Origin of the sequence: Kineococcus sp. NPDC059986 (assembly GCF_040702905.1) — a bacterium.
In the GTDB taxonomy this organism is placed as follows: Bacteria; Actinomycetota; Actinomycetes; order Actinomycetales; family Kineococcaceae; genus Kineococcus.
On the sequence record NZ_JBFBND010000001.1, the window covers coordinates 109029 to 129037 of the forward strand.

The following is a 20009-nucleotide window of genomic DNA, read 5'->3' on the forward strand; positions in this document are numbered from 1 at the left end:
CACGCTCGGTGAGTCGTGACTGGTCCGGACGTGCGAACGGGGTGGGAGGACCGTGGTCCCCCCACCCCGTTCAGCGGGTCGTTCAGACGCCCGCGCGGAAGCGCGCGAACGCGGTCACCTGAGCGCCGGCCGCGGCCAGCAGCTTGGTGATCGTGACCTTCTGGTCCTTGGCGAACGGCTGCTCGAGCAGGACGTTGTCCTTGAAGAAGCTGTTGACGCGGCCCTCGATGATCTTGGGCAGCGCGGCCTCGGGCTTCTTCTCCTCGCGCGCGGTCTCCTCGGCGATGCGGCGCTCGGACTCGACCTTCTCGGCCGGGACCTCGTCGCGGCTGAGGTAGGTCGGGCTCATCGCGGCGGTGTGCATCGCGATGTCCTTGCCGAGGGCGTCGTCGGCCTTGTCGAGGGCGACGAGGACACCGATGGTCGGCGGCAGGTCGGTCGCGGTGCGGTGCAGGTACGCGGAGACGTGCGTGCCCTCGATGCGCGCGACGTTGGGGACGAGGATCTTCTCGCCCATCGTCGCGTTCGCCTCGTCGAGGACGACCTGGACCGTCTTGCCGTCCATCTCGGAGGCGAGCAGCGTGGCGGAGTCGGTCGCGCCCACGGCGACGGCCTGCGCGAGGACCTGGTTGGCCAGGGTCACGAAGCCCTCGGACTTGGCGACGAAGTCGGTCTCGCAGTTGACCTGGACCATGACGCCGAGGCCACCGTCGACGTGGACGGCCACGAGGCCGTTCGACGCGTCGCGGTCGGCGCGCTTGGCGACGCCCTTCTGCCCCTTGATGCGCAGCAGCTCGATGGCCTTCTCGACGTCGCCGTCGGTCTCCACGAGCGCGTTCTTGCAGTCGAGCATGCCGGCGCCGGTCTTCTCGCGCAGGGCCTTGACGTCAGCGGCGGTGTACGCAGCCACGGTCTGTCCTCTCGTCGTTCCGTGAACTTCTGGTCTGGGGGCGGACGCGCGGACGCCCCGGGCCATGGGCCCGGGGCGTCACCACAGGCGTCCTGTGTCGTACCTGACGGAGGTCAGGCCTGCGCGGTGGCCTCGGCCGGCTCGGCCTCGACGGCGGTCTCGGCCTCGGTGGAGGTCTCGGCCTCGGTCGAAGCCTCGGCAGCGGCCTCGGCCGGCTGACCCTCGGCGGCGGTCGCCTCGGCGGCCTCGGGGGCGGTGGAGCCCTCCGCGGTCGCGGTCGACTCGGAGCCGCCGGCCTGCTCGCCCTCGTTGCCGGCCAGCAGGTCCTGCTCCCAGTCGGCCAGCGGCTCGGCGTCGGCGTCGGACTTGCCGCCGTGACGCACCTGCAGGCCCGCGGCGACAGCGTCGGCGATGACCCGCGTCAGCAGCGTGACGGAACGGATGGCGTCGTCGTTGCCGGGGATCCGGTAGTCGACGTCGTCAGGGTCGCAGTTGGAGTCGAGGATCGCGACGACCGGGATGTTGAGCTTCTTGGCCTCGTCGACCGCGAGGTGCTCCTTGTTGGTGTCGACGATCCACACCGCGGAGGGCACCTTGGTCATGTCGCGGATGCCGCCCAGCGTCTTCGTCAGCTTGTCGTACTCGCGACGGAGGACGAGCAGCTCCTTCTTGGTGAGGCCGGAGGCGGCGACGTCGTCGAAGTCGACCTCCTCGAGCTCACGCATGCGGGAGATGCGCTTGGAGACGGTCTGGAAGTTCGTCAGCATGCCGCCGAGCCAGCGCTGGTTGACGAAGGGCATGCCCACGCGAGCGGCCTGCTCGGCGATGGACTCCTGCGCCTGCTTCTTCGTCCCGATGAACAGGATGGTGCCGCCGTGGGCGACGGTCTCCTTGACGAAGTCGTACGCGCGGTCGATGAAGGACAGCGACTGCTGCAGGTCGATGATGTAGATGCCGTTGCGCTCCGTGAACAGGAAGCGCTTCATCTTCGGGTTCCAGCGACGCGTCTGGTGTCCGAAGTGCACACCGGACTCGAGCAGCTGGCGCATCGTCACGACGGCCATGGGTGGTCCTCCTCGTGCCGGCCCCCTGCTGGGGCCGATCGGTTGTCCCGCAGCGGGCCGGTCGGCCTGCCGCGCCTGGTCCCCGTGCGCACCCGACCACCGGGTGGACCCCGGTGGACCGAGAGGGTGCTCCCCTCCGCGTGCTGCGGAGAGCGGGAACGCGATGTCACCTGGACGTCACCGGCCGCGGGAGAGCGGGCAGGACGCATCGGGTGCCCTCGTAGTCTACGACGCGTGAGCACTGGTCTCGACCGCGGCGCGTCCACCCCTTCCGGCACCGCCTCCCGGAGCCCGGGGGCGCCCGTCGGCGTCGCCCGCATGCGCCGCTTCGGGCCGACGGTCTTCGCCGAGATGTCGGCGCTGGCCCAGCGGACGGGGGCGGTCAACCTCGGGCAGGGCTTCCCCGACAGCGACGGCCCGCCCTCCCTCCTCGACGACGCCGTGGCGGCGCTGCGCTCGGGCGCCAACCAGTACCCGCCCGGCCTCGGCGTGCCGGAGCTGCGCCAGGCCGTGAGCCGGCACCAGGAGCGCTTCTACGGGCTGCGGCCGGACCCCGACACCGAGGTGCTCGTGACGGCCGGCGCCAGCGAGGCGACGGCGGCCGCGCTGCTCGGCCTGTGCGAGGCGGGGGACGAGGTCGTGGTCCTGGAACCGGCCTACGACGCCTACCCCGCGCTCATCGCCCTCGCCGGCGCCGTGCAGCGCTCCGTCCCGCTGCTGCCCACGGCCGACGGCTTCGCCCTCGACCGCGCGGCCCTCGCGGCCGCCTTCTCCGAACGGACCCGGCTCGTCCTGCTCAACACCCCGCACAACCCGACGGGGACGGTCCTGACCGACGAGGAGCTCGCCCTCGTCGCCCGCCTGGCCGTGGAGCACGACGCCGTCGTCGTCACCGACGAGGTCTACGAGCACCTCGTCTTCGACGAGCACCGGCACGTGCCGATCGCCACGCTGCCGGGGATGGCCGAGCGGACGCTGACGGTCTCCTCGGCGGGCAAGACGTTCTCCGTGACGGGCTGGAAGGTCGGCTGGGTGAGCGGCCCGGCGCCCCTCGTGGCGGCCGTGCGCGCCGTGAAGCAGTTCCTCACCTACGTCAACGGCGCGCCGTTCCAGCCCGCCGTCGCCAAGGCCCTGGACCTGCCCGAGGCGTTCTTCGCCGAGCAGGCCGCCGACCTCGAGCGCCGGCGGGACCTGCTGGTCGAGGGCCTGCGCTCGGCCGGGTTCGGCGTCCGCATCCCCGCGGGGACCTACTTCGTCGTCGCCGACCCGGTGCCGCTGGGCTTCGGCGACGGGACCGAGCTGTGCCGCCGGCTGCCCGAGCTCGCGGGGGTCGTCGGGGTGCCCATCAGCGCCTTCTGCACCCCGGGCGGCGCGGCCGCGGAGGTGACGACCGCCCTCGTGCGCTTCACGTTCTGCAAGTCCGACGCCGTCCTGCACGAGGCCTGCGACCGCCTGCAGGCGCTGCGCGGGTGAGCGGTCCCGCGGACGACGGCGACCTGCGGCGGGTGCTGGAGGCCGAGCAGGCGGACGCCGTCGACCGGGTCGCGGCCCTCGAGCGCGAGCTCGCGAGCGCCCTCGAGGCGGCCGCGGAGGGCACCGCCGACGACGAGCACGACCCGGAGGGATCGACGACGGCCTTCGAACGGCAGCAGGTCGCCGCGGTGCTGGACCAGGTGCGCGAGCGGCTGACCGCGCTGGACGGAGCCCTGGCGCGTCTCGGGGAGCCGGGGTTCGGCCTGTGCGAGCAGTGCGGCCGCGCCATCGCCGCAGGTCGCCTCGCCGCGAGGCCGTGGGCGACGACGTGCGTCGAGTGCGCCGGGCAGGTGCGGCGGTAGCCCCGGCCCCACACCCGGCCCCCCGTGGGTGCGGGTGTGGGGACGGCGCCGACGTCGTCAGAGCGACGGCCGTCCCGTTCCCACGCCCGGTCCCACACCCGGTCCCGTCGGGACACCCCCGCGGGACACCCACGTGACACGTCCCGGTCGACGCGGCCCTGGGGACGACGGCGGCCGGTGTCGTCCGGGGCTCCACAACCCCGGTGGACCTCAGGTCGTCCACACCCGGACCGCGGACGTTCCGGCATCGGCACCACGCCGGGACAGGCTGCCGTCGTGATGGGTTCAGGAGTCGCCGCCGCGCTGGCGTCCGTCGCGGTCGCGGGCCTCGCGGCGGCCGTCGTCGTCGCACCCTCCCCCGCGTCCCCGCCGCCGACGCCTCCCGCCGGGGCGACGACTGCGGTGGGCGCGTGGACATGGCCGGTCGACCCGCACCGCGTCGTCCGGACGTTCGACGACGTCGGCCGGTACGCAGCCGGCCACCGCGGGGTGGACCTCGCGGCCGCTCCGGGCACGACGGTCGTCGCGGTGGCGGACGGCGAGGTCACGTTCGCGGGGCCCGTCGCCGGGCGCGGGGTGGTCGTCGTCGCCCACCCGGACGGGCTGCGCACGACGTACGAACCCCTCGACGCGTCCGTGCGCCCGGGTCAGCCCGTGGTGGTCGGGGCCCCGCTGGGAACCGTCGCGACGCAGCCGGTGCACTGCGCCTCGTCGTGCCTGCACCTCGGCCTGCGAGCGGGTGAGACCTACCTCGACCCGCTCAGCCGGCTGCGCGGCGCCCCACCGGTGCTGCTGCCGCTGGGGCGACCGTGACGCCGGCCGTGACGTCGGCGTCGGCGATGGGGTCAGCTGGCGTCGGAGAGCTTGCCCCGCAGCTGGAGGACGGCCTTGGTGTGCATCTGGCAGATGCGCGACTCGGTGACCCCGAGGACGCGGCCGATCTCGGCGAGGGTGAGGCCCTCGTAGTAGTAGAGGGTGACGACGATCTTCTCCCGCTCGGGCAGCTGGTTGATCGCGCGGGAGAGCAGGAACTTCGTCTCCTCGCTCTCGAACGCCGCGACGGGGTCCTCGGCCTTGGTGTCCTCGAGGGTGTCGACGAGGGAGAGCTTGTCGCCCTTCTCCCCCGACACGCTGAGCAGCTCGTCGAGCGCCACGACGTTGACGTAGGACACCTGGCTGAAGATGTGGTGCAGGTCCGACAGGGCGATGCCCATGCGGTCGGCGACCTCGGTCTCGGTCGGGGTCCGGTGCAGCTCGCCCTCGAGGCTGGCGTAGGTCCGCTCCACCTCGCGCGCCTTGCTGCGCACCGAACGCGGGATCCAGTCGATGGCGCGCAGCTCGTCGATGATGGCGCCGCGGATGCGGGAGATGGCGTAGGTCTCGAACTTGATGGCGCGCTCGATGTCGAACTTCTCGATCGCGTCGATGAGTCCGAAGATGCCGTACGAGACGAGGTCCGCCTGCTCGATGTTCGGCGGCAGACCGACACCGACCCGGCCGGCGACGTACTTGACCAGCGGCGAGTAGTGCATGATCAGCTTCTCGCGGACGTAGGGGTCCGCGCTCGCCTTGAAGTCCTCCCACATCGCCCGCAGGGCGGCCTCGGCGGCTTCCTGCTCCGGTGTGAGCGGACCCTTGCCCTTGCGGCTCGTGAAGCGCGCGTTCGCCTGCGGACGTCCCGCGGGCTGCACCTCCTCGACGGTGTCGACGGCGGCGCCGCCGTCGGTCGCCTGGTCGGTGCCCGTCTGGACCGGGTTCGCCTGGTCCGTGCTCGCCTGGTCCGTGCTCGTGGTGTCGATGCCGCGCTCCATCCCGTCGTCGACCACTCGCAGTCCGGAGCCCTGCTCCGACTGCGCGGTGGTGGCCCGTTCCCGCGCCGCTCCTGCTTCCACCGTGGTCCTCCCCCCGGACCGTCAGGCCCGGGGATGGGCCTGACGATGAGAACTCCGCAAGCGCTCCACGGAGACGTGTGTGTAGATCTGAGTCGTTGACAGCGTAGCGTGACCGAGCAACTCCTGTACGCTACGAAGGTCAGCTCGTCCGTCCAACATGTGCGTCGCGGCCGCGTGCCGCAGGCCGTGCGGGGACGTGTGCGGCGCACCGGGAACCGCGGCGACGGCCCGGTTGACGACGGTCCGCACGCGACGCTGGTCGATGCGACCTCCTCGCGAGCCCAAGAACAGCGCGTCACCGGACGTGGGCACGGCCAGAGCCGGCCGTCCCCGCTCCAGCCAGGCCTCCAGGGCCCGCTGGGCGGGTTCGCCGAACGGCACGACCCGCTCGCGGTCCCCCTTGCCCAGCACCCGGGCCTGCCGGTGCCCCAGGTCGACGTCACCGACGTCCAGACCCACGACCTCCCCGACACGGCAGCCCGTCGCGTAGAGCAGCTCGAGCAACGCGCCGTCGCGCAACGCGACGGGGTCCGACGAGGCGTCCGTGCGCGCGGCGACCGCGGGTTCGAGGGCGGCCCGGACCTGGCTCTGCGCCAGGACGCGGGGCAGGTCCCGGGAGCGCTTGGGCGCCCGCAGGCGCAGACCGGGGTCCTCGGCCGCCCTGCCCGTGCGGTGCGCCCAGGCCGTGAACGTGCGCACCGCGGCCGCGCGGCGGGCCAGCGTCGACCGCCGGTGGTCGGCGGCGGCGGCGGACTGCCAGGCCCGCAGGTCGGCCAGCCCGAGCAGCGCGAGGTCGAGCCCGCCGTCGTCGGCCGCGGGCAGCACCGTGGTGAGCAGGTCGCGCACGTCGGAGCAGTAGGCCCGGACGGTGTGCTCGGACCGGTTGCGCTCGGCCCGCAGGTGCGTGGCGAAGGCCGTCAGCAGCTGCTCGAGGTCCTCACCCCGACCCCCGGTGGCGCCCTGGCCGCGCTCCACGTCTGCTCCCACCGCAGCACCGTCACGCGTGCGCGGCGCCCACGCAAGCCGCCACGCGGCGCCCGTTCCGGACCTCGGTACCGGGCCGTGCGAAGATCTCGCCGTGGTTCAGCGCACGCACACGGTGCTCTCCGACGACGTGGACGGCACGGAGGCCGAGGAGACCGTCAGCTTCGGCCTCGACGGCGTCTCGTACGAGATCGACCTGTCGGCCGACAACGCCGCGGCCCTGCGCCGGGCCGTCGCCCTGTACGTCGAGCACGGCCGGGCCGTGACGTCGCGGCGCACGGCCACGGCGCACGCGACGGGCGGGACGGGCACCGGCCCGGGACTCGACAGCGGTGCCGTGCGCGCGTGGGCCCGCGAGCAGGGCATCCCCGTGAACTCCCGCGGGCGGGTGCCCGCCGAAGTCGTCGAGCAGTACGCCGCCGCCGGCCACTGAGGACCGGTCGACGGCGTGGTCCCGGAGCCGTGCCCCGGCACCGGCCCGTCCGTACCCCCGTCGGTCACCCCCGTCAGTCGCCCTTGACGTTCACCACCTGGCGCAGGGTGTGCCGGACCTCGACCAGGTCGGCCGCGTCGGCCATGACCCGGTCGATGTCCTTGTAGGCGGCCGGGATCTCGTCGAGGAACGCGTCGGTGTCGCGGTACTCGATGCCCTTCATGGCCTCCCGCAGCTGCTCGTGCGTGAAGGTCCGGCGGGCCGCCGACCGGCTGTACTCGCGTCCCGCACCGTGCGGGGAGGAGTGCAGCGACATCGTGTCGCCCTTCCCGACGACGACGTAGCTCGCCGTGCCCATCGACCCCGGGACGAGCCCGGGGCGCCCGGCGTCGGCCGCGATGGCGCCCTTGCGGGACAGCCAGACCTCGCGCCCGAAGTGCCGCTCGCGCGTCGTGTAGTTGTGGTGGCAGTTGATCCGCTCCGCCTCCTGCACACCCGTCCCGAGGAAGTCGGCGAGCCGGGCCGCGACCCGGTCCATCATCTCCTCGCGGTTCAGGAGCGCGAAGTGCTGCGCCCACTGCAGGTCCGCCAGGTACTCGTCGAACTCGGTCGTGCCCTCGACGAGGTAGGCGAGGTCGCGGTCGGGCAGCGGCACGAACCACTGCGCGCACAGGCGCTGGGCCACCGCGATGTGGTGGGTGGCCAGCTTGTTGCCCGGCCCGCGCGAGCCCGAGTGCAGGAAGAGCCAGACCCGGTCCTGCTCGTCGAGGGAGACCTCGATGAAGTGGTTGCCGGACCCGAGCGTCCCCAGCGCCAGCCGCCAGCGGGACACGAGCTGCTCGCGGAACGCCGCGCGGTCCGGCGCGAGCGCCTCGAGCTCGGCGACGCGCGGCGCCGCCGTGGCCGACACCTCGCGGTTGGCCGCCCCCGCCGACAGCGGCACGGCGGCCTCGATCGAGGTGCGCAGGACCGACAGGTCCCGGCCGGCGAGGTCGGCGGCCGAGAACTGCGTGCGGACGGCGATCATGCCGCAGCCGATGTCCACCCCGACGGCCGCCGGGATGATCGCGCCGTCGGTGGGGATGACCGACCCGACGGTCGCCCCCTTGCCGAGGTGGGCGTCGGGCATCAGCGCGATGTGCGGGTGGATGAAGGGCATGGTGGCGGCGACCTGGGCCTGCCGGCGGGTCCCCTCCTCCAGCACGGACGCCCAGTTCACCAGCTTCTTCCCCAGCCGTTCCACAGTCTGTTCCTCTCTGCTCAGGGCCTGCACGGCAACGGTTTCCGCGTCAGGCACGGAGAGCGACGATACGCAGCCGCCGCCCGCACCCCCACTGGTTTTCCCGTCCGGTCACCGGCGCGGGGTCAGACTCCGGCGGCCCGGCGCCAGCCGTCGGCCGTGCGCTCGGCGTGGCCGGACAGCTCCAGCCGACCCAGCAGCGCCTGCACGGCCGCCGCGTCCAGACCCGCGTCCCGGGCCACGGCGTCGAGCCCGGCGCCGGTGCGGCGCGGCAGGCACTCGGCCACCCGCAGCTCCTCGCGGTCCAGCCCGTCGAAGGGGCGCCGGGCGACCGTGGGCGCCGTGACCGCCTCGGCCCCGAGGTCGCCGAGGAGTTCGGCGACCTCCTCGGCGCTCGTGACGCAGACCGCGCCCCGGTCGCGCAGCAGCCGGTGGCACCCGGCCGAGGCCGGGGAGGTCACGGGGCCGGGCACGGCGCCCACGGGGCGGTGCAGGCGGTCGGCGCGGTCTGCGGTCGACAGGGCCCCCGACCGCCACGCCGCCTCGACGACGACTGTGCCGCGGGTGAGCGCGGCGATCAGGCGGTTGCGCTCCAGGAAGCGCCAGCGCGTCGGCGTGCTGCCCGGCGGGACCTCCGAGACGAGCGCCCCCGTCTGGGCCAGCCGGGCCAGCAGGGCCGTGTTCCCGGGCGGGTAGCTGCGGTCCACGCCGCAGGCCAGGACCGCCACGCTCGTCCCCTCGACGGCGACGGCCGCGCGGTGCGCGGCCGCGTCGATGCCGAAGGCGCCCCCGCTGACGACGGCGAACCCGCGGTCGGCCAGCCCCACGGCGAGGTCGGCGGCCACGTGCTGCCCGTACGCCGTCGCGGCGCGGGAGCCGACGAGCGCGGCGCTGCGGGCGCTGACCTCGGCCAGGTGTGCGGGGCCGCGCACCCACAGGCAGAACGGGGCCCCCAGGGGCCGCTCCCCCGTGGCGTCGAGGTCGAGGTCGGCCAGCCCGGCCGGCCACTCCGCGTCCCCGGGGACCACGACACGTCCCCCGGCGGCGCGCACGGCCGCGACGTCACCGGCCGGGTCGACGTCGGCGAGCCGGGTCCGCCACCGGTCCGGACCGCGGCCGGTGACGACGGCCTCCAGCGCCAGCGGGGCCCCCACCTCGGCGACGAGCCGGGCGGCCACGACGTCCCCCGGTTCGGCCAACCGGCTCCACGCAGCCCGCGCGAGCCGGTCGTCCTCCAGGGCTTCCCGCAGGGCGGAGGGGGTGGCACGGCTCACGCGGCCACCGCCGCGCTGAGCGCCCCGCGCAGGGCCAGGGCCCGGCCGACGTCGTCACGCCCGGGCGCACCGCCACCGCGCAGGTCCGCGACCGTCCAGGCCAGCCGCAGGACCCGGTCGACCCCCCGCAGCGTGAGGACCCCGCGGTCCAGGGCGCGGTCGAGGTCGCGCGTGACCTCGGCGGGCAGGCGCAGGGGACCGCGCAGGAGCGGGCCTTTGAGCTCGCCGTTCGTCCGGACGCCGTGGCGGCGCAGGCGTTCGCCCTGGACCGCCCGCGCCGCCGCGACGCGCGCGGCGACGAGCGCGGTGCTCTCACCGGCGACGGCCTCGGCGACCTCCGCCCGGGTGACGGCCTGGACCTGCAGCTGGACGTCGACCCGGTCCAGCAGCGGTCCGGACAGCTTGGCCGCGTACCGGCGGCGCGCCTGGGGCGAGCACGAGCAGTCCAGCCCCTTGCCGACCGCCCGTCCGCACGGACACGGGTTGGCGGCCAGCACCAGCTGGAAGCGGGCGGGGTAGCGCGCCGTGCCCCGCGCCCGGTGCAGCACGAGCTCACCCTGCTCGAGCGGCTGGCGCAGCGCGTCGAGCACCCGCGCCTCGAACTCGGGTGCCTCGTCGAGGAAGAGCACCCCGCGGTGGGCGCGGGAGACCGCCCCGGGGCGCGGCACACCGCTGCCGCCGCCGACCACGGAGGCGACCGACGCCGTGTGGTGGGGGTCCTCGTAGGGCGGTCGCGTGATGAGGGCCGTACCGGGACGGCCGCGCAACGTCCCCGCGACGGAGTGCACGGCGGTCACCTCCAGGGCGGCCTCCTCCTCCAGGTCGGGCAGCAGTCCGGGCAGGCGCGCCGCGAGCATCGTCTTGCCGGCCCCCGGCGGCCCGTTCATCAGCAGGTGGTGCCCGCCGGCGGCCGCCACCTCGAGGGCGAAGCGCGCCTCGCTCTGCCCCACGACGTCGGCGAGGTCGAGCGGACGTCCCGTGAGGGGCCGCTCGGGCGGGACGAAGGCGCGGGGCGGGTCGGGCAGGTCCAGCGCCGGGTCACCGCGGTAGTCCGCGACGAGCTCGGCCAGCCAGCGGACCCCGCGCACCGCCACCCCCGGCACGAGCGCGGCCTCCTCGGCCGTCGCCTCCGGGACGACGACGCGGCGCACGCCGGCGCGGGCCGCCGCCAGCACGGCGGGCAGGACTCCGTCGACGGACCGCACGCTGCCGTCCAGGCCCAGCTCCCCCAGGTGCACCGTCTCGGCGGACGCCTCGGGGGGCAGCACACCGGCGGCGGTGAGCGTCGCGACCGCCACGGCGAGGTCGAACGCGGACCCCGTCTTCGGCAGCGTCGCGGGCGACAGGTTCACCGTGATGCGCTGCAGGGGAAGGGGGAACCCCGAGTTGGCCGTGGCCGCGCGGACACGGTCCTTGGCCTCGTGCAGCGACGCGTCGGGCAGTCCGACGAGCACGAAGGCGGGGATGCCGGGCGAGATGTCGGCCTCGACCTCGACGAGGTGCCCGTCCAGACCGACCAGCCCGACGGCGAGCGAGCGGGCGAGCGCCATCAGCAGACCCCCCGCAGGTGCTCGACCCGGGCCGGTCCCCGCTCGGCGGGGGTGACGGCCAGGACGTCGAAGCGGACGCCGCCCGGGGTGGTCCCCGGGTGGGCCTTGAGCCACTCCTGGGCCAGCTCCTGCAACCGGGTCAGCTTGTCGGGGGTCACGGCCTCGGCGGCCGTGCCCGCGCTCGTGCTGCGCCGGGTCTTCACCTCGCAGACCACGAGGTCGTCACCGTCGCGGGCCAGGACGTCGATCTCCCCGTGCCGGCACCGCCAGTTCCGCTCCAGCACCGTCATGCCGGCCTCGGCCAGCCACCGGGCCGCGACCCGTTCCCCGTACCGCCCCACGGCGTCCTTGGCGCTCACGTGCACCACCTCCGCCGGACAGCCTGGGGCGGTGGGCGGGGCCCGCGGTGCGGACGACGTCCGGGTGTGGACGGGGCGACCCTGTGGAGACCGGTCCGGCACCGGACGTCATCGTCCACAGGTGCTCTGCACCGCGGGGAGCGGTGGACGAAGAGGGAACGCGCCCCAGCGACCCCCCGGCAGTGGGGCGCGTCCCACGGGTACATCGACGGAGCGTGCACAAGCGTTACCGATCACGCCATCCATCACCTGGATGGCGCAACGCCGCCGTCAGCGCTCGCGCAGGTCCGGCCCGTCGGGGACCTCGATGTCGCGCTTCTGCAGCTCCTCGACGTTGACGTCCTTGAACGTCACCACGCGCACGTCGCGCACGAAGCGGGCCGGGCGGTAGACGTCCCACACCCAGGCGTCGTGCAGCGTGACCTCGAAGTACGTCTCGCCGTCGGCCGTCCGCACCTGCAGGTCCACCGAGTTGGCGAGGTAGAAGCGGCGCTCGGTCTCCACCACGTACGAGAACAGCGAGACGACGTCCCGGTACTCGCGGTAGAGCTGCAGCTCCATCTCGGTCTCGTAGTTCTCCAGGTCCTCGGCGCTCACGAGACCATCATGCCTGGCGGGCACCCGAGGTGTGGGAGGTGAGGTCGGCGAACGCCTCGTCCTGCAGCAGTCCGAGGTCCAACGCCTCCGGGGACGCCCCTTCGGGACGGGGGCCGGGACGGGGGTCGACCCGCGGTGCGGGCACCGCCAGACCGGGCAGCCGCCAGCTGCGCCGGTGCTGCTCGCAGCTGCCGTGCTCGGCGAGGGCCTGCAGGTGGTCGGGGGCGCTGTACCCCTTGTTGCCGGCCCACCCGTACTGCGGGAACAGCGCGTGCCGCTGCCCCATCACCGCGTCCCGCGTCGTCTTGGCCAGGACGCTCGCCCCGGCGACGGCCGCGCACGACATGTCCGCCTTGATCCGGGTGGTCACGGCCGGTGCGTCCCACGGCGGGACCGGCGCGCCGCCCCCGTCGGGGCCGTCGAGCTCGTCGAGCAGGGACGGCTCGCGCGGATCGCTGAGGTAGTCGTGGTTGCCGTCGAGGATGACGAGGTCGGGCCGGACCGGCAGCTGGGCCAGGGCGCGCCGCCCGGCCAGCCTCAGGGCCGCGATGATCCCGACGGCGTCGATCTCGTCCGGTTCGGTGTGCCCCACGGCCCACGCCACGGCCCAGCGGCGGACCTTGGGCGCCAGGGCGTCCCGGGCCGCCGGGGTGAGCAGCTTGGAGTCGCGCAGGCCCGTCGGGGCGGTGCGGGTGTCGGCGTCCACGACGAGGACGCCGACGCTCACGGGGCCGGCCAGCGCGCCCCGGCCGACCTCGTCCATCCCGGCGACGAGGGTGTGCCCGGAGCGCAGGAACTGCCGCTCCAGGCGCAGCGAGGGCGGGGTGGCCGGCGAGGGCGCCGGCCGCCGGCGGACCGGCACGCGCGCGGTGGGACTCACTTCGCCCCCGTGCGGCCGGGGACGGAGTCGAAGTCGTCGGGGGTCCCGAGCCAGGACCAGTGCGGGAGCGGCCACACGACCGCGTAGGCGCGCCCGACGACGAGGTCGATCGGGACGAACCCGCCGTGCGGCTTGTCGCGGTTGTAGCGGGAGTCCGCCGACTCGGCGCGGTTGTCGCCCATCACCCACAACTCCCCCGCGGGGACGGTGACGTCGAAGGCGGTCTCGCTCGGTGCGACGCCCTTGGCGAGGTAGTCGGACTCGTCCACGGGGGTGTCGTTGACCGTCAGGCGCCCTGAGGCGTCGCAGCACACGACGTGGTCCCCGGGCAGGCCGATGACGCGCTTGATGAGGTGGTCGTCGGAGTCCTCCGGCAGGAGCCCCACGAACGTCAGGGCGTCGGCGACGACGCTGCCCACGGGACCGCGCTGGGGCGGGGCCGTCTGCCCCAACCAGCCGCCGGGGTCGGAGAAGACGACGACGTCCCCGCGGTGCAGGTCGAACGGCCCCGGGGAGAGCTTGCTGACGACGACGCGGTCGCCGATGTCGAGCGTCTGCTCCATCGACTGCGAGGGGATGAAGAACGCCTGCAGCAGGAAGGTCTTGACGACCAGCGACACGACGAGCGCCACGGCGACGACGAGGACCGTCTCGCGGACGGCACCCACGATCCCGCCGGAGGTGCGCCGCCGTGGGGCGGGTCCGGGGGCTGGTGCGTCCTGCTCGGTGTCCTCGGCGCTCACGAAGCGCTCCCCCGTCCGACGGTGCCGACCGCGTCGAGCGGCCAGGTGATGGCGACGACGCGACCGATGACGTCGTCCACGGCGATGGTGCCCCCGCCCGGTGACCCGAGGTGGGAGCGTGAGTCGACCGAGTCGCTGCGGTGGTCGCCCATCACCCACAGTCGGCCCTGCGGCACCTCGATGTCGAACGCGACGTCGCTCGCGGCGTCCCCGGGCTGCACGTAGGGCTCCTCCAGGGGCTTGCCGTCGACGAGGAGGCGACCCTGGGCGTCGCAGCACGTGATGCGGTCCCCCGGCAGGCCGACGACCCGCTTGACGAAGTCGGACTCCCCGGGCCGGAAGCCCAGGAGGCCCGCCACACCCGCACCGACCTTCGCCAGGCCCTGCGGGGCCGGCGGCGCGTCGGTGAAGGTGCCGGTGCCGTCGAAGACGATGACGTCGCCGCGCTGCACGTCGCCGGCCCCGACGCGCCAGACCAGGACGCGCTCCCCCGGCCGCAACGTCGGCGTCATGGAGTCCGAGGGGATCGAGAAGGTCTGCACGACGAAGGTCCGCACCAGCAGGACGAGCAGGAGGGCGATGGCCAGCACGAGGACGGCCCGTCCTCCGCGGGAGGAGCGGCGTCCGGCGGCGTCACCGGAGGACCCACCGGGAGGGACCGACGGCCGCGGCTGGGTGGTCGTCACGGAACTCCTGCCTCACGGGGACTGCGTGCCGCGGTCGGGCGGCTGGGCGAGTCTAGACGGGCCCCCTGGGAACCCGTCCGGAACGACACGAGCCGGGCCCCGACGGGACCCGGCTCGTGGTGGAGCTGACTGGACTCAGCCGCGGCTGGTCGAGTCGCGACGCTCCTTGATCTTGGCGGCCTTGCCGCGCAGGTCGCGCAGGTAGTACAGCTTGGCGCGCTTCACGTCACCGCGGGTCACGACCTCGATCTTCTCGATGACCGGGGTGTGCAGCGGGAAGGTGCGCTCCACGCCGACGCCGAAGGAGACCTTGCGGACGGTGAAGGCCTCGCGGATGCCGCCGCCGGTGCGGCGGATGACGACGCCCTGGAAGACCTGGACACGAGAGCGGGTGCCCTCGATGACCTTGACGTGCACCTTGAGGGTGTCGCCGGCCCGGAACTCCGGGATGTCGCTGCGCAGCTGGGCTGCGTCGATGCTGTCGAGCACGTTCATGGTGGTGGCTCACTTCCCCTGTCGTTGCCACAGGTCATCGGCACAGGCGTTGGTCCCGCGACGGGCGTCCGGTGGGGCTGGCCCCCTGTGGCAGGCGCACCCTCCGCCACCCGGGGGCAGCGGTCACCGGCCGTCGCGGCTCGTTGGTGTCAGCTGATCAGTCTGCCACAGCGGTGGTCCTCGGACGGAATCCGTGATCACCGGGGGTCCAGCCCAGCTCGGCGAGGACGGCGAGGTCGCGCGTGTCGCACCGTTCCGGGTCGAGCCGCTCCACCACGTCGGGGCGCCGGGACGCCGTGCGCCGCAACGCCTCGTCGCGCCGCCAGCGCTCGACGGCGCCGTGGTTGCCGCCGGCCAGGACGGCCGGCACGTCCAGCCCGCGCCACGAGGCGGGCTTGGTGTACGCGGGGTGCTCGAGCAGGCCGTCGTGCTCGGGCGCGTGGCTCTCCTCCGTCAGGGAGGCCGCGTTGCCGACGACGCCCGGCACGAGGCGGACGACGGCCTCGGTGATCGCGAGGACGGCGACCTCGCCGCCGTTGAGGACGTAGTCGCCGAGGGAGACCTCGCGGACGCGGATCCGGGTCCGGTAGTGCTCGACGACGCGGGCGTCGATGCCCTCGTAGCGGCCGCAGGCGAAGACGAGCCACGGTTCGGCGGCGAGCTCGACGGCCGCCCGCTGGCTGAAGACCTCCCCCACGGGCGAGGGGACGACGAGGACGGGTCCCTCCTCGCGAACCCCGGCCGGCGGGTCGGCCAGGACCGCGTCGAGCGCCTCGCCCCACGGTTCGGGCTTCATCAGCAGGCCGGCACCCCCGCCGTACGGGGTGTCGTCGACCGTGCGGTGCCGGTCGTGGGTGTGCTCGCGCAGGTCGTGGACCCGGACGTCGAGCAGGCCCTGGGTCTGCGCCTTGCGGATGAGGGACAGCTGCAGCGGCGCGAGGTAGTCGGCGAAGATCGTGACGACGTCGAGGCGCACTAGCCCTCGTCCCCCGGCAGTTCGACGAAGAGCCCGCCGGGCGGGGCCAGGACGACCTTGCGGCGGCGCACGTCGACGGTCGGGACGATGGCGCGCACGAAGGGCACGAGCACCTCGCGGCCGTCGGTGCCCGTGACGACGAGGACGTCCTGCGCGGACCCGGTGAGCAGGTCGGCCACGGTGCCCAGGGGCGTCCCGGTGAGCGTCACGGCGGCCATCCCGCGCAGCTGGTGCGGGTACCAGGCGTCGTCGGTCTCCTCGGCCTCGTCGTCGATGTCGACGAGCAGGAGGGTGTCGCGCAGCGCCTCGACGGCGGAGCGGTCGGCGACCTCCTCGAAGGTGAGGAGCAGGGTGCCGTTGTGCCAGCGCTTGCCGCTGACGGTGAGCGGCCCACGGGCCGGTTCGGTGCGCAGGACCACACCCGGCACGAAGCGTTCGTCGGGGTCGTCGGTGCGGACCTCGACGGTGACCTCACCGCGCACCCCGTGCGGGCGCCCGATGCGGGCGACGACGTACTCCACGACAAGTCCTCCGGGATGGCTGGGGCGGAACGGCAGGACGCCGGGGCCGCGTGCGCGACCCCGGCGTCCGGAGGTGGTGCTGGTGTCCGTGCTCGAGCTGGTGTCGCAGCGTCAGCGACGGTCCACGTCGACGAGGTCGACGCGCACCGCCTTGCCGCCGGCGAGCGCACCGATGACTGTGCGCAGCGCCTTGGCCGTGCGGCCGGCACGGCCGATGACCCGGCCCAGGTCGTCCGGGTGCACGCGAACTTCGAGCAAGGCACCGCGCCGCAACGTCTTCGACGTCACCTGCACGTCGTCGGGGTGACCGACGATGCCGCGCACCAGGTGCTCGAGTGCGTCCGCGAGCACCGCGTCAGGACTCTTCGGCCGGGGCGTCGGCGGCGGGCGCCTCGGCCGGCGCGGACGCGGCCTTGGCGGCACCACCGGCGGGGATCCGCGGGGGCTTGGTGTTGGTGCTCGGGGTGCGGTAGGTGCCCTCGGCGCCCGGCAGGCCCTTGAACTTCTGCCAGTCACCCGTGACCTTGAGCAGCGCAGCGACCTGCTCGGTCGGCTGCGCGCCGACGCCGAGCCAGTACTGCACGCGCTCGGACTTGACCTCGATGGTCGAGGGGTCCGTCATCGGGTTGTACAGGCCGACCTCTTCGATCGCGCGACCGTCGCGCTTGCTGCGCGAGTCGGCGATGACGATGCGGTAGAACGGCGCACGGATCTGGCCCATGCGCTTGAGGCGAATCTTGACAGCCACGGTGTGGGGTGTCTCCCGGTTCTGGAGTGTCGAACGGACCGCTCCGGTGTGGGGACGCCGGCACGGGCAGTTCAGGGACGCGTCTGCCCCGGGTGAGAGGGTCCCTGGGCGAACGAGTGCCCGACCATCATGCCAGAGGTCGCGCACCGCCCACGACACGGCCGCGCAGCACGACGACGGGGTCCCGGAGCACGCCGAGGTCGGCGCGGGGGTCGCCGCCGACGACGAGCAGGTCGGCGCTGGCCCCCTCCTCCAGGGCGGGGTGGCCGAGCCAGCGGCGGGCCGCCCACGTCGCGGCGTCCAGGGCCGCCGTCCGGGACAGCCCGGCGGCCACGAGCTCGTGCAGCTCGTCGACGACGAGGCCGTGCGGCAGCACGCTGCCGGCGTCCGTGCCGGCGAAGACGGGCACCCCGGCGTCGTGGAGCGCGGCGACGTTCTCGTACCGGCGCGCGTGCAGCGCCCGCATGTGCGCCGCGTAGGCGGGGAACTTGAGCTCCCCGCGGTCGGCGATGCCGGGGAACGTCGCGATGTTGACGAGCGTCGGCACGACGGCGACGCCGGCGGCCGCGAGCCTCGGGAGCAGGTCGGGCCGCAGCCCGGTGCCGTGCTCGATGCCGTCGACCCCGGCGGCGAGCAGGTCCTCGACACCGTCCCCGCCGAACTGGTGGACGGTGACGCGGGCACCGAGCTCGTGTGCGGCGGCGACCCCGGCCGCCAGGACGTCGGCCGGCCAGCACGGCGCGAGGTCACCGGTCCCCCGGTCGATCCAGTCGCCGACGAGCTTGACCCAACCGTCACCGCGGCGGGCCTCGACGCGCACGTGCTCGACGAGGTCCTCGGGTTCGATCTCGTGCGCCAGGCCCCGCAGGTACCGCCGCGTGCGGGCCAGGTGCCGGCCGGCGCGGACGATGCGCGGCAGGTCCTCCACGTCGTCCATCCACCGCGTCTGCGACGCCGACCCGGCGTCGCGCAGCAGCAGCGCGCCCGCGTCCCGGTCGGCGACGGCCTGGGCGCGGGCGACGTCGTCCTCGACCCACCCCTGGGGGCCGATGCCGACGTGGCAGTGCGCGTCCACGAGTCCGGGCAGCACCCAGCCGTCCAGGCGCGTCGTCGACGCCGCCGCGGGCCGGGAGAACGTCACCCGGCCACCGACGACCCACGCCTGCTCGACGACCTCGTCGAGACCGACGAGGACCGGGCCGCTGAGGTGCAGCGCCTCGCTCACCGCGGCGTCACTGCCCGAGGTACTTGTCGAACCCCTTCGGCAGGTTCAGGTCGGCCGGGTCGAACCCCTGGGAGGGGTCGGGCAGCCCGAAGGCCGAACCGGGCTGCGCCGCAGCGCGTTCGGCGGCCGCCTTCTCCTCCGCGGCGCGCTTGGCGGGGTTGCCGCTCTTGCCCTTCTTGCCCTTGGACGCCGCCACCCGCGCCTTCTGCTTCTTGGACGCGCCACCGCCGCCGGGCATCCCCGGGATCCCGGGCAGCCCGCCGCCGCCGAGGCCGTTCTTCAGCGAGCGCATCATCTTCTGCGCCTGCCCGAACCGCTCGAGCATGTCGTTGACGGCCGAGACGCTCTGACCGCAACCGGCGGCCACCCGGGCACGACGCGACCCGTTCATGATGCGCGGCTGGCGGCGCTCCAGCGGGGTCATGGAGCGGACCATCGCCTCGATGCGGTCGAACTCGCGCTCGTCGAAGGCGTCGAGCTGCTGGCGCATCTGGGCCATGCCCGGCAGCATCCCGAGCATCTTCTTCAGCGAGCCCATGTTCCGGACGGCCTGCAGCTGCTGGAGGAAGTCGTCGAGCGTGAAGTCCTCGTCGGCCGCGAACTTGGCCGCCATGGCCTGGGCCTGGTCGGCGTCGAACGCCTTCTCGGCCTGCTCGATGAGCGACATGACGTCGCCCATGTCGAGGATGCGGGAGGCCATCCGGTCGGGGTGGAACGGCTCGAAGTCGTCGAGCTTCTCGCCCGTGGAGGCGAACATGACGGGCTGGCCGGTGACGTGGCGCACGGACAGCGCCGCCCCACCGCGGGCGTCGCCGTCGAGCTTGGTGAGGACGACACCGTCGAAGCCGACGCCGTCGCGGAACGCCTCGGCCGTGGCGACGGCGTCCTGGCCGATCATGGCGTCGAGGACGAAGAGGACCTCGTCGGGCTGCACGGCGGTGCGGATGTCGATCGCCTGCTGCATCATCTCGGCGTCCACACCCGTGCGGCCCGCGGTGTCGACGACGACGACGTCGTAGTGGTGCCGCTTGGCGTGCTCGATGCCGCGCTGGGCGACCGAGACCGGGTCCCCGACACCGTTGCCGGGTTCGGGGGCGAACACGTCGACCCCGGCGCGCTCACCGGTGATCTGCAGCTGGTTGACGGCGTTGGGGCGCTGCAGGTCGCAGGCCACGAGCAGCGGGCGGTTGCCGTTGCCCTTGAGCCAGCGGCCGAGCTTGCCGGCCAGCGTCGTCTTCCCCGCACCCTGCAGCCCCGCGAGCATGATGACGGTGGGCGGGTTCTTGGCGAAGCGCAGGCGGCGCGTCTCGCCGCCGAGGATGCCGACGAGCTCCTCGTTGACGATCTTGACGACCTGCTGGGCCGGGTTGAGGTGCCCCACGACCTCCGCCCCGGTCGCCCGCTCGCGGATGCGCGTGGTGAAGTCCCGCACGACGGGCAGGGCGACGTCGGCGTCGAGGAGCGCACGGCGGATCTCCCGCACGGTCGCGTCGACGTCGGCTTCGGTCAGCCGCCCCTTGCCGCGCAGCGACTTGAACGTGGCGGTGAGACGGTCGGAGAGCGTGGCGAACACGGCCACAGCCTAAGCGACCGGCGC

23 protein-coding genes are annotated in these 20009 nt (G+C 74.1%); 4 read left to right on the forward strand and 19 right to left on the reverse strand.

Annotated features, from left to right (window positions below; translation table 11 throughout):
* Positions 1–82: 82 nt before the first annotated feature.
* On the reverse strand, positions 83–910 hold the full coding sequence (gene tsf / locus AB0637_RS00495; protein ID WP_366169169.1) for a translation elongation factor Ts: 828 nt from the start codon (positions 908–910) through the stop codon (positions 83–85).
* Positions 911–1023: 113 nt separating this feature from the next.
* Positions 1024–1974: a 30S ribosomal protein S2 gene (gene rpsB, locus AB0637_RS00500; protein ID WP_366169170.1), complete on the reverse strand. Its 951-nt coding sequence runs from the start codon at positions 1972–1974 to the stop codon at positions 1024–1026.
* 318 nt (positions 1975–2292) lie between these two features.
* On the opposite strand from rpsB, the gene AB0637_RS00505 reads away from it, so the two are divergent.
* The 3 genes from AB0637_RS00505 (at position 2293) to AB0637_RS00515 (ending at position 4622) form a co-directional block, all read left to right on the forward strand.
* Positions 2293–3447 carry a pyridoxal phosphate-dependent aminotransferase gene (locus tag AB0637_RS00505; RefSeq protein WP_366169473.1) on the forward strand — a complete coding sequence of 385 codons (1155 nt, stop codon included), beginning with the start codon at positions 2293–2295 and terminating at the stop codon, positions 3445–3447.
* Positions 3444–3809: a TraR/DksA C4-type zinc finger protein gene (locus AB0637_RS00510; protein WP_366169171.1), complete on the forward strand. Its 366-nt coding sequence runs from the start codon at positions 3444–3446 to the stop codon at positions 3807–3809. Before AB0637_RS00505 ends, AB0637_RS00510 begins: the two co-directional genes overlap by 4 nt.
* A gap of 279 nt (positions 3810–4088) precedes the next feature.
* The gene (locus AB0637_RS00515) at positions 4089–4622 is read left to right on the forward strand and encodes a M23 family metallopeptidase (RefSeq protein ID WP_366169474.1); all 534 of its coding nucleotides are present in this window, start codon (positions 4089–4091) and stop codon (positions 4620–4622) included.
* Between the two features lie 32 nt (positions 4623–4654).
* Here the strand turns inward: AB0637_RS00515 and whiG are convergent, their stop codons facing one another.
* Together whiG and AB0637_RS00525 are read right to left on the reverse strand one after the other, a co-directional pair.
* On the reverse strand, positions 4655–5701 hold the full coding sequence (gene whiG, locus AB0637_RS00520; protein WP_366169172.1) for an RNA polymerase sigma factor WhiG: 1047 nt from the start codon (positions 5699–5701) through the stop codon (positions 4655–4657).
* Positions 5702–5722: 21 nt separating this feature from the next.
* Positions 5723–6688: a tyrosine recombinase XerC gene (locus AB0637_RS00525; RefSeq protein WP_366169173.1), complete on the reverse strand. Its 966-nt coding sequence runs from the start codon at positions 6686–6688 to the stop codon at positions 5723–5725.
* A gap of 91 nt (positions 6689–6779) precedes the next feature.
* On the opposite strand from AB0637_RS00525, the gene AB0637_RS00530 reads away from it, so the two are divergent.
* On the forward strand, positions 6780–7118 hold the full coding sequence (locus AB0637_RS00530) for an Lsr2 family protein (RefSeq protein WP_366169174.1): 339 nt from the start codon (positions 6780–6782) through the stop codon (positions 7116–7118).
* 73 nt (positions 7119–7191) lie between these two features.
* Here AB0637_RS00530 and AB0637_RS00535 read toward each other — a convergent pair whose 3' ends face one another.
* The 15 genes from AB0637_RS00535 to ffh all read right to left on the reverse strand — a co-directional run bounded on the left by AB0637_RS00535 (position 7192) and on the right by ffh (position 19985).
* On the reverse strand, positions 7192–8361 hold the full coding sequence (locus AB0637_RS00535) for an RtcB family protein (RefSeq protein ID WP_366169175.1): 1170 nt from the start codon (positions 8359–8361) through the stop codon (positions 7192–7194).
* Positions 8362–8483: 122 nt separating this feature from the next.
* Positions 8484–9632, reverse strand: coding sequence for a DNA-processing protein DprA (dprA, locus tag AB0637_RS00540; RefSeq protein ID WP_366169176.1), 1149 nt, complete (start codon positions 9630–9632; stop codon positions 8484–8486).
* A complete protein-coding gene (locus tag AB0637_RS00545) occupies positions 9629–11182 on the reverse strand; it encodes a YifB family Mg chelatase-like AAA ATPase (RefSeq protein ID WP_366169177.1) in 1554 nt (517 codons plus the stop codon). The genes dprA and AB0637_RS00545 overlap by 4 nt, the downstream gene beginning before the upstream one ends.
* Positions 11182–11541: a YraN family protein gene (locus AB0637_RS00550; protein WP_366169178.1), complete on the reverse strand. Its 360-nt coding sequence runs from the start codon at positions 11539–11541 to the stop codon at positions 11182–11184. Before AB0637_RS00550 ends, AB0637_RS00545 begins: the two co-directional genes overlap by 1 nt.
* Before the next feature lie 270 nt (positions 11542–11811).
* Positions 11812–12138: a DUF2469 domain-containing protein gene (locus AB0637_RS00555; RefSeq protein WP_366169179.1), complete on the reverse strand. Its 327-nt coding sequence runs from the start codon at positions 12136–12138 to the stop codon at positions 11812–11814.
* Between the two features lie 7 nt (positions 12139–12145).
* On the reverse strand, positions 12146–13018 hold the full coding sequence (locus AB0637_RS00560) for a ribonuclease HII (protein WP_366169180.1): 873 nt from the start codon (positions 13016–13018) through the stop codon (positions 12146–12148).
* Positions 13015–13761 carry a signal peptidase I gene (gene lepB / locus AB0637_RS00565; RefSeq protein ID WP_366169181.1) on the reverse strand — a complete coding sequence of 249 codons (747 nt, stop codon included), beginning with the start codon at positions 13759–13761 and terminating at the stop codon, positions 13015–13017. The genes AB0637_RS00560 and lepB (AB0637_RS00565) overlap by 4 nt, the downstream gene beginning before the upstream one ends.
* Positions 13758–14447, reverse strand: a complete 690-nt coding sequence (gene lepB, locus AB0637_RS00570; RefSeq protein ID WP_366169182.1) for a signal peptidase I — start codon at positions 14445–14447, stop codon at positions 13758–13760. The genes lepB (AB0637_RS00565) and lepB (AB0637_RS00570) overlap by 4 nt, the downstream gene beginning before the upstream one ends.
* A gap of 135 nt (positions 14448–14582) precedes the next feature.
* Positions 14583–14942 carry a 50S ribosomal protein L19 gene (rplS, locus tag AB0637_RS00575; protein ID WP_366169183.1) on the reverse strand — a complete coding sequence of 120 codons (360 nt, stop codon included), beginning with the start codon at positions 14940–14942 and terminating at the stop codon, positions 14583–14585.
* Between the two features lie 157 nt (positions 14943–15099).
* Positions 15100–15918, reverse strand: a complete 819-nt coding sequence (gene trmD, locus AB0637_RS00580; RefSeq protein ID WP_366169184.1) for a tRNA (guanosine(37)-N1)-methyltransferase TrmD — start codon at positions 15916–15918, stop codon at positions 15100–15102.
* The gene (rimM, locus tag AB0637_RS00585; protein WP_366169185.1) at positions 15918–16439 is read right to left on the reverse strand and encodes a ribosome maturation factor RimM; all 522 of its coding nucleotides are present in this window, start codon (positions 16437–16439) and stop codon (positions 15918–15920) included. The genes trmD and rimM overlap by 1 nt, the downstream gene beginning before the upstream one ends.
* 111 nt (positions 16440–16550) lie before the next feature.
* Complete coding sequence (locus AB0637_RS00590; protein ID WP_366169186.1) at positions 16551–16790, reverse strand: RNA-binding protein; 240 nt, start codon at positions 16788–16790, stop codon at positions 16551–16553.
* Positions 16791–16794: 4 nt separating this feature from the next.
* The gene (gene rpsP, locus AB0637_RS00595) at positions 16795–17187 is read right to left on the reverse strand and encodes a 30S ribosomal protein S16 (RefSeq protein WP_366169187.1); all 393 of its coding nucleotides are present in this window, start codon (positions 17185–17187) and stop codon (positions 16795–16797) included.
* A gap of 127 nt (positions 17188–17314) precedes the next feature.
* Positions 17315–18412: an amidohydrolase family protein gene (locus AB0637_RS00600; protein ID WP_366169188.1), complete on the reverse strand. Its 1098-nt coding sequence runs from the start codon at positions 18410–18412 to the stop codon at positions 17315–17317.
* A gap of 7 nt (positions 18413–18419) precedes the next feature.
* The gene (gene ffh / locus AB0637_RS00605; RefSeq protein WP_366169189.1) at positions 18420–19985 is read right to left on the reverse strand and encodes a signal recognition particle protein; all 1566 of its coding nucleotides are present in this window, start codon (positions 19983–19985) and stop codon (positions 18420–18422) included.
* Positions 19986–20009 lie beyond the last annotated feature (24 nt).